This is a genomic window from Lacisediminimonas profundi (assembly GCF_008831265.1).
Classification (GTDB): domain Bacteria; phylum Pseudomonadota; class Gammaproteobacteria; order Burkholderiales; family Burkholderiaceae_D; genus Lacisediminimonas; species Lacisediminimonas profundi.
The window spans coordinates 196,928-210,261 of record NZ_VTTH01000002.1 but is presented as its reverse complement, the minus strand read 5'-3'; the positions used below and the strand labels follow the sequence as shown (position 1 = coordinate 210,261).

Genomic DNA, 13,334 nt, shown 5'->3' with positions numbered 1-13,334 from the left:
TCAATGCTCCATATGGCGCGGCATGACGCCGCCGGCGCAAACCGCCGTGCGCAACTTGCGAATGTCGGCGAAGCGCTGGATTGCGTCCATCAGGTCGTCGTCGGTGGCCAGTTCTAGCGCGTCGATGCCGGCCTCGGACAGCGTCAGCCGCAGTGCCGCCTCGCGATAACGGGCGGCGGCTGAAAAACGTTGCCGGAACCCGCGGTCATGCGTGTCGACGGTGAGCTGCTCGCCGGTTTCCGCATCCTGCACCACCAACATGCCAAGGTCGGGCATATCCATCTCCATGCGGTCATACAGGCGCACGGCGACCACCTCGTGGCGCTGGGACAGTTGTACCAGCGTCTTGCTCCAGCCCGGTGTGCTGATGAAGTCCGACACGATGAACACCATCGAGCGGCGCGCCATCAAGGGTTGGGCGCGCTGCAGGAAATCCTGCAGATTGGTCGCCGATGCAGCCTTTGTTTCGGGACGCGCCTGCATCCGGTGCAGCAGATGCAGAACCTGCCTGCGGCCGCCGCGGGCAGGTATCACAGTGTCCATCGCGTTGCCGTAAAACAGCGCGCCGACGCGATTTCCATGATGAGTGAGCATGCGCGCCAGCACCGCGACCAGCTCGGTTGCGACCGCCCGCTTGTTGATTGCCGCTGAACCGAAATCGACGGATGGACTCAGGTCCAGCAGGAACCAGGCGGTGATGTCGCGCTCTTCATTGAAAACCCGCACGTACGGCATCTGCTGGCGGGCGGTGACATTCCAGTCGATGTGGCGCACGTCATCGTGATACTGGTATTCGCGCAGGTCGGCAAGGTCGATCCCGCTGCCCCGAAACAGCGAGCGGTAGTCGCCATGCAGCATGCCGTCCAGCCGCCGGATCACGGTCCACTCCAGCCGCCGCAGCAGGGCTTCAGGCGTTTGCACTGACTCGTACATGGCTCTCCAGTGGGCGCTCTGGCGCAGGCAAATGTTTCATCAGGCGCATGATCAGCTGGTCAGCGGTGACGCCGTCCGACAACGCCTCATAGGACAGCGCCAGCCGGTGGCGCAACACATCCGGCACGATGTCGACCAGATCCTTTGGCAGCACGTAGCTGCGGCCGCGCAGGAATGCGAGAGCCCGCGCACCCTCGACCATCTGGATGGTCGCACGCGGACTGGCGCCGTAATTCAGGTACTTGCGCAGGTTGGGAACACCGTACTTTTCAGGGTCGCGGGTGGCAGCCACCAGTCGCACCGCGTGCTGCACCAGTGACGGATCGACAAAGCCGTTGCGGCATTCACGCTGCAGCGCGGCCAGTTGCCCGGTATCGGTGACCGCAGCGACAGCGGCCATCTCGCCGGTGACGCGATTGACGATCACGAACTCCTCTTCTTCGGTCGGATAGTCGACCAGTACCTTCATCATGAAGCGGTCGACCTGGGCTTCAGGCAAGGGGTAGGTGCCTTCGGTCTCGATCGGATTCTGGGTTGCCATCACAAGAAAGGGACGCGGCACTGGCCAGGTTTCGCCAGCAATGGTTACCTGGTATTCCTGCATCACTTCCAGCAGCGCGCTCTGCACCTTGGCCGGCGCCCGGTTGATTTCGTCGGCCAGCAGCAGGTTGGTGAAGACCGGTCCGAAGGTGGTACCGAATTCTCCGTTGCGCTGGTTGTAGATGCGGGTGCCGATCAGGTCAGCCGGCACCAGGTCGGGCGTGAACTGGATGCGCTTGAACGATCCGCTTATGGTCCTGGCCAGGGTCTTGATGGTCAGGGTTTTTGCCAGGCCGGGCACGCCCTCGACCAGCAGATGGCCCTGGGCCAGGATCGCGACCAGCACCCGCTCCAGGAAATGATCCTGCCCTACCACCACTTTTTTCACTTCATACAGCACGTGCTCCATCTGTTGCGCGACAGATTCATTCAATGGCCGGAATTGATTCATGGCGTTTCCCTGGCAGGTAGGTCAGAACGGCGACTCGCCGGCTGCCGCAGCAGCATTTTCGATAGGGACTGCAAAAGCAATGCCGATGAACACGCCCTGGTCGACCGGATTCAGGATGGCGGTCACTATGCCGACCACCGCGCCATCCATCGTCACCAGTGGCCCGCCCGAATTGCCGGGATTGGCAGCGGCGTCGAACTGGATCAGGTTGCTCAGCACCTTTTCGCCATCGGGGGACGAGTACTGCCGCCGCAGGCCGGAAATCACGCCGGATGACACCGAAGGACCGATACCGAACGGGAAGCCGACCGCGATGACACGGTCGCCAGGCACCAGATCGCCGGTGGATCGCAGGGTGGCGGGAGCCAGGTCATCGGGAAGACTGCGCGCCTGCAGCACCGCCAGGTCGTTTTCCGGCTGGCGCGAGATCACAGTGGCATCGGACACGCTGCCGTCATGAAAAATCACCTGCACCCGCTGCGCGCCGGCAACTACATGCAGGTTGGTCAGGATGGTCCCCTGCTCCACGATCACGACCCCGGTTCCGATCCCGGTAAGCGGCTCATCCCCGTTCCCGGCCTTGTTCCCGAACTGGCGTACCCGCACCACGGAACGCCGGATCGCTTCGAAGGCCTTGGCCTCCTGTGCGGGCAGCACATTCTTGTCCAGCGCATGCAACACGGCGCGGTCGATTTCCTTCTGGGTCAACTGGCGCACCGGCGCCGTCATCCAATGCTGCCAGGCGGCAAAGGCAGCCAGGCTGAACAGCACGCAACCCAGGAACAATAGCATCCGCTCGTGGCGTGCGCACGCCGCACGCAGCCGTGAGCGCGCCGCTGCAGGGCGAGAGCTTGCCGCCGGCAGGGGATCATCTTCATGGGTGGAGCGGGTTGCGCCGGAGGCAGGTGGCTCGATGCGCTGCGTGCGCTCCTTGGCCGGCGAACCGGTGCCACCTTCAAGCTCCGCAGCAAGTTCGCCATCGCGGTCCGGCTGGCGACGGGACTTCGGCGACCTGCTGTAGAGACCGACTTTGTTCATGGCAAGGAAGAACCGGTATGGGACAGCGCCAATGCCTGACCTCGCCCCGGATGAGCTTCCAAGGTAGCATCATCATGAGTGGACAACAGCAGCTTGCGCTGCGTTTCTGCCGCGGCGTTGATGCTCCGCAAAAGCGCTCGGACCGCACCCGGGGGCACCGGCCGTTCGCCGCAGCGCCGACCTGATGCCGCCCGATCCATCATTGCCTGGCGCCGATGAAGCCGCCCAGCGAAACCTGGCCGGTGGCCGGATTGTTCATCGAGAACACGCCCGCAAGTTCGGCCGGACCGGTGCCACTGCCGCCTGCTGCCACCGGGCCGAAGAAGCGCGCGCTCAGGCCACCCGACAGCACGGCATTCGCGCCCGCGCCCGTCATGTAGTTGGCACTGGCCTGCCCGGCCGCGCCGAGGGTGGTGATCACGGACACCGCCGTCGGCACTGGCGCCAGGCTGGCGTCGTAAGTGACCGCGTTGCTGAGCGCGACAGTAACCTGGCGGGTGGCAAAGTTTGCCGTGATCGTCGCTGCGGCACGAAACACCACCGGGTCGTCAGTGCCATTTGGCGAATACCACCCGTAGGCCAGGCCAGTGTATGTCGCCGACCCGGTGGCCGGCACGGCAGCCGGATCGGTGGCATCGCCGTATGCAAGCACGCCGCGCCGTCCGCGATTGATCTCGTAGGTGCCGCCCCATTCGATGATGTCGACGGTGTCCTGGGTTACCCAACTGGCGAAGTTGCCGTAACGATAGCTCCAGTTATCCAGGGTGCGATAGCCCTTGGAGCCCGGGAACGGCACGCCAGGGCCGGTGGACGTGGTGATGTAGGTGACATTGCCATTGGCATCCGTCGGGCCATTGCCGGCATAGGTATCGCCGTCCTCGTGCAAGCGGCCGCCGACCAGCAGATCGGGCTCGATGCCGCCGCTGCGCCAGTCACCCTGTGTGATCCGCAGGCCGGTCGACTCGATGGTGGGACAGGGAATCAGGTCGGCCGGACAACGGGATGGATCCGAGCGCGGGAAATAGGAGTTGTTGGCATAGTTGATTTTGGTGCCGCTTGCCCCCTTGATGCCGACGTCCCAGTAACTCAGGTCGGTCGCGGGCGGCAGCGCACGGAAGCTGAGGGTGCCGCCGTTGCCCAGCTCGACCCGCCCCTGCGAAGTCATGAAGGTCTCGATGATGATGGGCCGGTCGGTCTTGCCATCCCACGAAATGCCGAGATTGCTCAGCAGCAGCGCCGGCGTGCTGACCGCGCTGTTGCCGTCCTTCCTGATCCGGACCTCGGCCGTTCCTCCCGATGCGGGCATCAGTCCAATCGCCCTCCCCGTCTCGACCACCACCGGTTCAAGATCGTTGGTGGACTTGCCATACGCCTGCACCCCGGAGCGCGTCAGCGCAATGCCATTGTCAACACGCAGGATGGAGCCGCCGCTGCACTGCCAGCCGCTGCCGTCAGCACAGGACATGGTCAGGTTGGCCAGCGTGTCGCCACTGCCCCCCGCCGGATTGCCGCCGTTGCCCACTGCCGCATTGCCGCTACTGGCGTTGGCGATGGTGGTGTCGATACCGCCCGACGATCCGCCACCGCAGGCGGACAGCAAGGCGGATAGAATCACGGGAAAGAGTCGGGCCTGTGAAGACGTAAGCATGGAACACTCCGGAAGGAAACGGGACGGGTTTGAAAAAGACACTCCAGCCACATTATCGATTCGGCAATCTTTTCCGTTGATGAACATGCAATGCCGACGCCACGCCACCCGACCGAAATCAAACAATCCGGCTATGCCATGCCGAAAGGAAGCCCAATGACCGTTACTCTCAAGATCGATTTCGTATCCGACGTTGCCTGCCCATGGTGCGCAGTGGGACTCAACGCGCTGCAACGAGCGCTTGAACGCCTGGATGGCGAAGTGCAGGCCGAACTGCATTTCCAGCCGTTCGAACTGAATCCGGACATGGCTCCCGAGGGCCAGGACACGATGGAGCACCTGACGCAGAAGTACGGCGCCAGCGAAGAACAGATGCAGGCCAACCAGAAGGTGATTGCCGAGCGTGGTGCAGAAGTGGGCTTCCGCTTCAACCTCGATCGCCGCACCCGCGTCTATAACACCTTCGACGCCCACCGCTTGCTGCACTGGGCAGAAAGTGAGGGGCGGCAGGCAGCCTTGAAGCAGGGCCTGCTCAAGGCCTATTTCACCGACGGCCGCGATCCGTCTAGCCACGAGGTGCTGGCCAGCGTGGCCCGCGAGGCCGGCCTCGACGAGAACCGCGCAAGGGCGATCCTGGCATCGGACGAACATGCGCAGGAAGTGCGCGAGCGCGAACGCCTGTACCTTGGCCTCGGCATCAACTCGGTGCCATCGGTGATCGTGAACGACCGTCACCTGATCCAGGGCGGCCAGCCGGTCGACGTGTTCGAGCAAGCCCTGCGCCAGTTGGCCGCTGATTACAGCCAGGCGGCTTCCAACTGAGTTTGCATTGGCGGCGTGTTGCGGGAACTGGAAGGCTGGCGGCGCTACTCACCGCCAGATTCCTTCCATGAGCCGCCATGAGACAACATGAGACAACATGAGACCAACACTGAGAAAATATCTGATACTTGCGCTGATCTTCCTTTCTTGGGGCCAGATCTCGGCCCGCGCACAGGCTGCACCGATAACTGCTTGCGCGCTTTCCGCTATCCAGGCACAAGCGGCCTGCTAACTGGAAGCAGCGCATGGCCGCACTTTCTTGCCCGCTTTCCCCGCTTCAATTGTTCCATCCAGACAAACTTGATCTGAATCAAACAAATTCCGGACGCCAATCCTTACCCTGAACAGGAACGCTGATTTCATCCAGGGAAAAAGGTTAATGGAAATTCCAGACACGAAGAGCATCATTTCCGCGCTGCAGATCCGGCGCAAACTGCTAATCGACGACCTTCGCCGGCGGCTGCACGCCGATGGAGAGCATGACCAACTTGCGTTGGTCAACCATCTCGAAGAAACAGGAGACTGGGCCGAGGCAAGCAATGAAAACCTGCAAGACCTCGCACTGATCCAGCATGAAGTCGAATCCCTGAAAAAGATCGACGCCGCCTTGCAAAGCCTGCATTCCGGCCAGTTCGGCGTCTGCCACGACTGCGGCCAGGCGATACCCGCGCAAAGGCTGGCAGCGCAACCGGAAGCGATGACTTGCGTGGCCTGCCAGCAGAAGTTCGAACAGCGACAGGCGCGCCGCGCCTAGACCAAAGACAATCAAAACCCCTCAAAGGAAATAAAAAATGCAAACACAACACGTCGTCGTCTGGCTCGACCACAGCGAAGCCCACATCATTCATTTCAACCGCGAAACCTCGGAAGTGACTCATATCAATGCGTCCGGCAAGCCGCATCTGCATGTGAAGGCAAGCGGTAGCGGCGGCAGCGGCCACGCAGCCGAGGACCGGACCTACCTGGACGCGGTCGTGAATGGCGTGAAAGACTCGGAAGCGATCCTGATCGTCGGCCCAGGCCTGGAAAAGCTGGCGCTGCTCAAGCACATGCAAAAAAACCACCATGTGGTTGCCGAGAAAGTGGTTTCGGTCGAGTCATCGGATCATCCGACGGACGGCCAGTTGCTGGCGCATGCCCGCAAATTCTTCGTCGCATCGGACCGGATGCGGGTATCGGTCTGACCTGAATCGGCGCCGGAATGCGGGCAAGCGCTCCGGTCGGGCGGATCTAAATCTGGCATCGGGAGCGCTTTGACAATCGCAGAGAAAACCCGGTGGCCGGTCATGTCACGCTTGGACCAAGCCAAGCAGCGGGGCCGCAGCAGGGTGAACCGCTGCGTGCTGATGCTCGCTGGAAGCAAAGAAAAAAGGCCCTTGAACAAGGGCCTTTTTTCATGATCAATGCAAAGGACTGTCAGGACTGCCAGTGCTTGCGCAACCAGTCGGAACTAGCCTCATGACACTCTTTCGGTCGTGTCGTGGGGAGTACCATCAGGTGAAGGCTTGGGCCATGCTGAACAGCTGTGTCGATCGCGCACCAGAGCGGCAGAAGGCCAGCACGGGACCCGGAGCACTTTTCAGCGCCTGAGCCATGGCCGCTGCCTGCTCCTGGGTGATCGCGCCACTGACGACTGGCAGATACACATAGTGCAGGCCCTGGGACAGTGCGGCACGCTGCATCTCCTCACTATCAGGTTGCACTGCCCCACCCTCGCCATCAGGCCGGTTGTTGATGACCGTCCTGAAGCCCTGGGAGGCCACCCAGGACATGTCATCGGGACCCAACTGCGGGCAAACCGCAAACGACGCGCTCACCTGTTTGACTTGAACCGACATGTCACGCTACTCCTTTGACGCGGCGCGCCTCCAGCAATTCATAAATGGCCATGCCGGCGATCATCGCAATCACGAACACGATCGCCTTCGGCTGCCCCGCACCGGCAGACACGATGGCAGGTCCCGGACAGAAACCGGCGACACCCCAACCCGCACCAAAAATCAGGCTACCCACCACCAGACGACGATCGATCTGACTCGCGGTCGGCAGCTGCATTGCTCCGCCCAGGAAGCTGGTGGTGCGCTTCTTGGCCACCATGAATGCCACCAGACCCACCATGATGCCGCCGCCCATCACAAAGGCCAGCGACGGGTCCCAGTTACCAGCCAGGTCCAGGAAACCCAACACCTTGCCGGGGTCGGTCATTCCGGAAATGATCAGGCCGATGCCAAACACCAGGCCCACGAGAAATTCGGTTAAACGGTTTTTCATGCTCAACTCCTGTAGACGGGTGGGATCAGGCCAGCGCGTGGCGAATGATGAAGACAGCTACAAAGCCCGCCGCCATGAAGGACAGTGTGGCGACCAGCGAACGTGGCGACAGGCGCGACAGGCCGCAGACGCCATGACCGCTGGTGCAACCAGAACCGTACCGGGTGCCAACACCGACCAGCAGACCTGCCAGTATCACCATGCCCCAGCTGGCATCAATTCGGGGTTGGGTCGGCCCCATGACTGCCTGGTACAGCAACGGTGCGACCAGCATTCCCAGCAAGAAGGACAAGCGCCAGACTACATCACGCGTCCTGGGGCGCAACAGCCCACCCAGAATTCCGCTTATCCCCAGGATGCGGCCATTCAACAAGACGAACATGGCCGAAGCCAGTCCCAGAAGAATCCCGCCCGCCAAAGCCGCCCAGGGGGTGAAATTTGCCCAATCGATCGTCATCAGTTGCACTCCTTAGTTTCGCAAAAATGTTTAAATAGCACGCCCATCACCGCCAGGGTGGCCGGGCTGTCGATCTGGTAATAAATGTGTTTTCCTTCGCGACGGGTTGTGACCAAACCCTCTTCCCGCAACACACCCAACTGCTGCGACAGGGTTGGCTGAACCACACCAACCAACTCTTCCAGCTCGCCCACCCGCTTCTCGCCCTGGCTCAACTGGCACAAGAGCAACAGGCGGTCGGGGTTGGACAGCACCTTCATCAGCTTGCAGGCCCCGTCGGCCGCGCGGCGCATCTGGCCCACATCCATATTGGCTTCAAGTAATTCGCCCATAAAGAGAATCCCTTCAACACTTCAATAACCTACATTCTATTGACAGATACTTTGTCTGTCAATAGAATATATACTCATTAAACGTTACCAAGGGGTTCGCCATGAAGCCACAAGTGCAAGCTTTCTTCGATCCAGCCACATGGACCGTGTCCTATGTCGTGTTCGACGCCCCCGGTGGACACTGCGCCCTGGTTGACTCCGTGCTCGATTACGACGCCAAGTCCGGCCGCACCAAAACCACTTCTGCCGACCAGCTCATCCAGTTCGTCAAGGAACAGGGCCTCACTGTGGACTGGATCCTTGAAACGCATGCACACGCGGATCATCTTTCTGCAGCCCCCTACTTGCGCCGTGCGTTGGGCGGAAAAATTGCGATCGGTGGAAACATCACCCAAGTGCAAAACGTGTTCAAGGGCATCTTCAATCTGGAGCCCGAGTTCCACCCGGATGGCAAGCAGTTCGACCACCTGTTCCAGGACGGCGAGGTCTTTGCCATCGGCCAGTTGACAGCACAGGCCATGTCGGTGCCGGGCCATACCCCTGCCTGCATGGCATACCAGGTGGATGACGCCGTCTTCGTGGGTGACACGTTTTTCATGCCCGACGTGGGTACGGCCCGCTGCGACTTCCCCGGTGGCAATGCCCAAACGCTCTACCGCTCCATGCGCAAGTTACTGAGCCTTCCGCCTGAAACACGGCTCTTCATGTGCCACGACTACCCGCCAGCCGAGCGCCAGGCGCAATGGGAAACCACTGTGGCCGAGCAACGCGCGAGGAACATCCATATCCACGATGGCGTGAGCGAAGAGGACTTTGTAGCATTGCGGACCAAGCGCGATGCCCTGCTGGCAATGCCTGTGTTGATCTTGCCTTCGGTACAAGTGAACATCCGGGCCGGCGAAATGCCGCCGCCCGAAGCCAATGGCCTGAGCTATATCAAAATTCCGCTGAACGCGCTGTAAATCCAAGTCCCCCAACCAAGGATGGAGCTACGACATGAGCAATTCTTCCGTTACCGTCAGCCTGATCCAGCAACACGACTACCAATTCGAGGTCGACTTTGGCGCGCCCATACCGCGCTTGCTGGCGGATGAACCGCCGCCACTGGGCCAGGGGGCGGGTCCGTCGCCAGTGCACCTGCTGTGCGCAGCGGTGGGAAATTGCCTGAGCGATTCGCTGCTTTTCGCTTTGCGTAAGTTCAAACAAAACCCCGATCCACTGCGTTGCGAAGTCCAGGCAGAAGTGGGCCGCAACGCGGAAGGACGCCTGCGCGTGCTGCAGATGACGGCGACCCTGCAAATCGGTGTGGCGAGCGGCCAACTCCAGTATCTGGACCGGGTGCTCAGTACTTTTGAGACCTATTGCACCGTCACCCAAAGCGTGGGGCAAGGCATTCCCATCAAGATCGTGGTCCTGGATGTGGATGGCAGCAAATTAAAGGACTGATCTGGCGCTAAAAAAGATTGCCAGTCAGCTTCCTGCCGGCAACTGCAACTGAGGGCGAGGCTCCCTTTTCCCCCGATGTGCCGGAGCGGAGCCAAGCCCGGCAATGCGCCGAACAAGTGCCGCAATCGCCAGCATGGCCGGATCTTGTTGTCTTCAGTCATTTATGGCGTGACAAGAGATTGCGAATTCTCTACGATCCACACATTGGATTCATGCTTCGCCATGGTTCGCAGACGCCGGCAATCACCCCGACTTTTATTACCCTGAGAGCCGGGACACGGCATTACCGTTGCCCAAGTAATCGGGAAATATTTGTCAATCGAGCAATCCCCCCTCGGAGTAGCGCCTGATGCGTCCCCGGTGATCGCAGAACGCGCGGTCGGCCCACCTGGCAAGGGGGTCAGCGTTCTCACAGCCCTGCTTGGGGTTGTTGCCCTCCCCCTGTTCGCTTTAATAGCCTTGGCGTCACTGGAGTCCTACCGGCAGTACGAACGCGCGATCAGCGATGCCTACCGGGACGCAAGTTCAATCCGTATCGCATCAGCGGCGCACACCGAGCAATTCCTGGCGCAGTCCAGGATCATCCTGGCCGAGCTTGCACGACATCCAAGGGTGAAAGCACTGGATCCGGCAGGCTGCGACCCGGAGCTTGCCGCATTGAAGGAAAGGCAACCCGCATACGCCAACGTGCTCACGCTGAATGCGAGCGGAAAACTGGTCTGCTCTGCAAATCCCATCGATCCAAAGGCGCCAAACAGGCCTGACCCGAAATACTATTTCGATGAAGTCGCTCGCACGCACGAATTTACTGTAGGCAAGCCGGCGAAGGGATTCCTTTCCGGACGCTGGGTGTCGACCCTGGCCTACCCGATCCTGAACGAGACCGGTAAATTCGCCGGTGTTGTGGCCGTTTCGGTAGACCTGGTTAATTACGCGCCTTTGCTTCCGGAAGCAAAGCTACCGCCCAATACAGTCATCGGCATTGCCAACGGCGAAGGCGTCATCATCGCCCGTTCGGTCGACGCTGCCGCGCGCGTGGGCGTCAAGTCTGACGCTGAAGGGGTGAAGATCATGGTGAGGGACAAGCTAGGCACGCTCCGCTCCAGCGATCACCAGGGAAATAAACGGCTCTACTCTTTCGCTCCGGTAGCGCTCTCGGACTGGATAATTTTTGTTTCCCTGGATGAAGCTGCCGTAATCTCGCCGGCCGTTCGCCTGGCGCTTGAGCGAATTGCTTACATCTTGGCCATCCTGCTCCTGATAGTCATGTCCACGATCGCGCTGGCACGACGTTTTGCCAGGCAAATAAAAGACATCTTCAATGTCATGAGCGCCATTCGCCGTGGAGATGTCCATGCTCGCGTGAATCCGACCGGTTCGAGGGAGATGCGCCAGATCGCGACCCAGCTCAATGAAATGTTGGACGCACGCTTGCAAGCAGAGGTGAAGTTGCGGGCCAGCGAGGAACTCTTTCACACTGCATTCCAGACCAGTCCGGATGCCATCGTCATCACCGAGCTTGAGACGGGGCGTTATCTGGAAGTCAATAATGGATTTACCCGACTGGTTGGCTGGACCAGGAACGAGGTCATCGGCAAGCGGGCGGCGGACATCAAAGGCTGGCGCCACATAGCAGACAGGGATAAGGTGATTTACACCTTGAAGCGTGATGGCACAGTCGAGAATCTCGAGGCCGACTTCGTCACCAGGGACGGCAAGATAGTGACGACGCTCATGTCAGCGCAGGTCATCACCCTGAATGGCAAGCAGTGCGTGTTGTCAGTCAACCGGGACATTACTGCGCGCAAGCGTGCAGAAGCCCAGATCCACAGCCTGGCGTATTTTGACCCATTGACCACGCTTCCCAACCGGCGGCTTTTCATGGACCGGCTCACGCAGGTGCTGCTCGGCAAGGCTCTTCCAGATCACTTTGGCGCGCTGGCTTTCGTTGATCTGGATGATTTCAAGACGCTGAACGAATCGAGAGGTCATGAGCAGGGAGACCTTTTGCTGAAGCAGGTTGCCAGCCGGATCAGCAATTGCATCCGCAAGGGTGACACCGTGGCCCGTATTGGCGGTGACGACTTTGTCGTGCTGATGGAAAATCTGGGCCCCAGGATGCAGGAAGCAGCCACCCAGGCCAAGCTGGTGAGCGAAATGATTCACGCCGCGCTCAACCAGCCCTATGACTTGGGAGGCTCGCAAGTTTCGCAAGGCTCGACCTACCAGGGCACTTCTTCCATCGGCATTGCCCTGCTGGACGGCCAATTTGAAAGCGCCACGGAGCCGTTGAAGCGCGCTGAACTGGCCATGTACCGAGCGAAGGCCGCAGGCAGAGGCAACATTTTCTTTTTTGATCCGGCGATGCAGGACGCCGTCACTGCCAGGGCAGATCTGGAGACAGCGCTGCGTGAATCCATCGCAGAGAATCAATTGTTCCTGAACTATCAGGCCCAGGTGACTGACAAGGAAATCATCCTTGGCGCCGAGGTACTGGTGCGTTGGCAGCATCCCCGTTTCGGGCTGGTTTCGCCAGCAGATTTCATCCCGCTCGCGGAGGAGACTGGCCTGATCCTGCCGCTGGGGCAATGGGTACTGGAGGCCGCTTGCAAACAGCTTGCCCGCTGGAGAAACGACTCAACGATGGCAAACCTGACATTGTCGGTCAACGTCAGTTCGCGCCAGTTCCACCAGGATGATTTCGTCCATCAGGTAACGTCCGCGCTGGAGCGTAGCGGCGCCAACCCGCATCGCCTCAAACTGGAGCTGACCGAGAGCATGCTGGTCACCGATATTGACATCGTCAGCGCCAAGATGCGCGCCCTGAAGGCCAGGGGTGTCGGCTTTTCGCTGGATGATTTTGGTACCGGTTATTCCTCGCTCGCTTACCTCAAGCGCCTGCCGCTGGATCAACTCAAGATCGACCAGGGATTCGTGCGCGATATCCTGGTCGACCGGAACGACGCCGCCATTGCCAGGATGGTAATTGCACTGGCTGACAGCATGGAGCTGACAGTGATTGCCGAAGGCGTAGGAACGGCAGCGCAGCGTGACGCCCTCGCCCGCCTGGGCTGCCACACCTACCAGGGCTATCTGTACAGCCGACCGCTTCCAGTCCAGGAGTTCGAGGCGTTTGTGCAGAACGGCGGCATGGGGTCGACATCAGAACAAAGCCGTGCCGAAATCACTGAAATGTAACTTCAACCGCGGTTTATTTGGCTGCTGCTGAATTCTCACTGAGCGGATCCGCGGGAACAAGGCGTACCAGTTGCTTGCCAAGATTTCGTCCGGCCAGAAGGCCAATGAAAGCTGCAGACGCGCTCTCAAGCCCTTCCGAGATGCTCTCCCGGTACCGAATCCTCCCGGATAAATGTCAGAAACAGGCATAAGACACTG

General features: G+C 60.4%; 14 protein-coding genes. 6 read left to right on the top strand and 8 right to left on the bottom strand.

Annotated features, from left to right (window positions below; genetic code table 11):
• The 4 genes from FVE66_RS06595 to FVE66_RS06580 form a co-directional block, all read right to left on the bottom strand.
• Positions 1-933 (bottom strand): DUF58 domain-containing protein, encoded by a 933-nt coding sequence (locus tag FVE66_RS06595; protein ID WP_151446620.1) that lies wholly within the window; start codon positions 931-933, stop codon positions 1-3.
• Complete coding sequence (locus FVE66_RS06590; RefSeq protein ID WP_241673058.1) at positions 908-1,924, bottom strand: AAA family ATPase; 1,017 nt, start codon at positions 1,922-1,924, stop codon at positions 908-910. The genes FVE66_RS06595 and FVE66_RS06590 overlap by 26 nt, the downstream gene beginning before the upstream one ends.
• Before the next feature lie 21 nt (positions 1,925-1,945).
• On the bottom strand, positions 1,946-2,962 hold the full coding sequence (locus FVE66_RS06585) for a S1C family serine protease (RefSeq protein WP_151446619.1): 1,017 nt from the start codon (positions 2,960-2,962) through the stop codon (positions 1,946-1,948).
• A 199-nt stretch (positions 2,963-3,161) separates the two neighbouring features.
• The gene (locus FVE66_RS06580) at positions 3,162-4,610 is read right to left on the bottom strand and encodes a HupA family protein (protein WP_151446618.1); all 1,449 of its coding nucleotides are present in this window, start codon (positions 4,608-4,610) and stop codon (positions 3,162-3,164) included.
• Between the two features lie 156 nt (positions 4,611-4,766).
• Here FVE66_RS06580 and FVE66_RS06575 point away from each other — a divergent pair, with 156 nt between their 5' ends.
• The 3 genes from FVE66_RS06575 to FVE66_RS06565 all read left to right on the top strand — a co-directional run bounded on the left by FVE66_RS06575 (position 4,767) and on the right by FVE66_RS06565 (position 6,616).
• Positions 4,767-5,432 carry a DsbA family oxidoreductase gene (locus tag FVE66_RS06575; protein ID WP_151446617.1) on the top strand — a complete coding sequence of 222 codons (666 nt, stop codon included), beginning with the start codon at positions 4,767-4,769 and terminating at the stop codon, positions 5,430-5,432.
• A 379-nt stretch (positions 5,433-5,811) separates the two neighbouring features.
• Positions 5,812-6,186, top strand: coding sequence for a TraR/DksA family transcriptional regulator (locus tag FVE66_RS06570; RefSeq protein ID WP_151446616.1), 375 nt, complete (start codon positions 5,812-5,814; stop codon positions 6,184-6,186).
• Between the two features lie 37 nt (positions 6,187-6,223).
• The gene (locus FVE66_RS06565) at positions 6,224-6,616 is read left to right on the top strand and encodes a translational machinery protein (protein WP_151446615.1); all 393 of its coding nucleotides are present in this window, start codon (positions 6,224-6,226) and stop codon (positions 6,614-6,616) included.
• Between the two features lie 309 nt (positions 6,617-6,925).
• Here FVE66_RS06565 and FVE66_RS06560 read toward each other — a convergent pair whose 3' ends face one another.
• Genes FVE66_RS06560 through FVE66_RS06545 form a run of 4 tightly spaced genes read right to left on the bottom strand, consistent with a single transcriptional unit; the run spans position 6,926 to position 8,492 of the window.
• Positions 6,926-7,270, bottom strand: a complete 345-nt coding sequence (locus tag FVE66_RS06560) for a protein tyrosine phosphatase family protein (RefSeq protein ID WP_151446614.1) — start codon at positions 7,268-7,270, stop codon at positions 6,926-6,928.
• A gap of 1 nt (position 7,271) precedes the next feature.
• Positions 7,272-7,703, bottom strand: a complete 432-nt coding sequence (locus FVE66_RS06555) for a YeeE/YedE family protein (RefSeq protein WP_151446613.1) — start codon at positions 7,701-7,703, stop codon at positions 7,272-7,274.
• 25 nt (positions 7,704-7,728) lie between these two features.
• On the bottom strand, positions 7,729-8,160 hold the full coding sequence (locus FVE66_RS06550; protein WP_151446612.1) for a YeeE/YedE family protein: 432 nt from the start codon (positions 8,158-8,160) through the stop codon (positions 7,729-7,731).
• Complete coding sequence (locus FVE66_RS06545) at positions 8,160-8,492, bottom strand: ArsR/SmtB family transcription factor (protein WP_151446611.1); 333 nt, start codon at positions 8,490-8,492, stop codon at positions 8,160-8,162. The genes FVE66_RS06550 and FVE66_RS06545 overlap by 1 nt, the downstream gene beginning before the upstream one ends.
• 101 nt (positions 8,493-8,593) lie before the next feature.
• Here FVE66_RS06545 and FVE66_RS06540 point away from each other — a divergent pair, with 101 nt between their 5' ends.
• The 3 genes from FVE66_RS06540 (at position 8,594) to FVE66_RS06530 (ending at position 13,136) form a co-directional block, all read left to right on the top strand.
• Complete coding sequence (locus tag FVE66_RS06540; protein WP_151446610.1) at positions 8,594-9,454, top strand: MBL fold metallo-hydrolase; 861 nt, start codon at positions 8,594-8,596, stop codon at positions 9,452-9,454.
• 34 nt (positions 9,455-9,488) lie between these two features.
• Positions 9,489-9,938: an OsmC family protein gene (locus tag FVE66_RS06535; protein WP_151446609.1), complete on the top strand. Its 450-nt coding sequence runs from the start codon at positions 9,489-9,491 to the stop codon at positions 9,936-9,938.
• 459 nt (positions 9,939-10,397) lie between these two features.
• Positions 10,398-13,136 carry an EAL domain-containing protein gene (locus tag FVE66_RS06530; protein WP_206668719.1) on the top strand — a complete coding sequence of 913 codons (2,739 nt, stop codon included), beginning with the start codon at positions 10,398-10,400 and terminating at the stop codon, positions 13,134-13,136.
• Positions 13,137-13,334: the final 198 nt, after the last annotated feature.

Bases quoted from the DNA above. Each gene is read 5' to 3' on its own strand.
- FVE66_RS06595 (WP_151446620.1), bottom strand. From the start codon at position 933: ATGTACGAGTCAGTGCAAACGCCTGAAGCCCTGCTGCGGCGGCTGGAG.
- FVE66_RS06590 (WP_241673058.1), bottom strand. From the start codon at position 1,924: ATGAATCAATTCCGGCCATTGAATGAATCTGTCGCGCAACAGATGGAG.
- FVE66_RS06585 (WP_151446619.1), bottom strand. From the start codon at position 2,962: ATGAACAAAGTCGGTCTCTACAGCAGGTCGCCGAAGTCCCGTCGCCAG.
- FVE66_RS06580 (WP_151446618.1), bottom strand. From the start codon at position 4,610: ATGCTTACGTCTTCACAGGCCCGACTCTTTCCCGTGATTCTATCCGCC.
- FVE66_RS06575 (WP_151446617.1), top strand. From the start codon at position 4,767: ATGACCGTTACTCTCAAGATCGATTTCGTATCCGACGTTGCCTGCCCA.
- FVE66_RS06570 (WP_151446616.1), top strand. From the start codon at position 5,812: ATGGAAATTCCAGACACGAAGAGCATCATTTCCGCGCTGCAGATCCGG.
- FVE66_RS06565 (WP_151446615.1), top strand. From the start codon at position 6,224: ATGCAAACACAACACGTCGTCGTCTGGCTCGACCACAGCGAAGCCCAC.
- FVE66_RS06560 (WP_151446614.1), bottom strand. From the start codon at position 7,270: ATGTCGGTTCAAGTCAAACAGGTGAGCGCGTCGTTTGCGGTTTGCCCG.
- FVE66_RS06555 (WP_151446613.1), bottom strand. From the start codon at position 7,703: ATGAAAAACCGTTTAACCGAATTTCTCGTGGGCCTGGTGTTTGGCATC.
- FVE66_RS06550 (WP_151446612.1), bottom strand. From the start codon at position 8,160: ATGACGATCGATTGGGCAAATTTCACCCCCTGGGCGGCTTTGGCGGGC.
- FVE66_RS06545 (WP_151446611.1), bottom strand. From the start codon at position 8,492: ATGGGCGAATTACTTGAAGCCAATATGGATGTGGGCCAGATGCGCCGC.
- FVE66_RS06540 (WP_151446610.1), top strand. From the start codon at position 8,594: ATGAAGCCACAAGTGCAAGCTTTCTTCGATCCAGCCACATGGACCGTG.
- FVE66_RS06535 (WP_151446609.1), top strand. From the start codon at position 9,489: ATGAGCAATTCTTCCGTTACCGTCAGCCTGATCCAGCAACACGACTAC.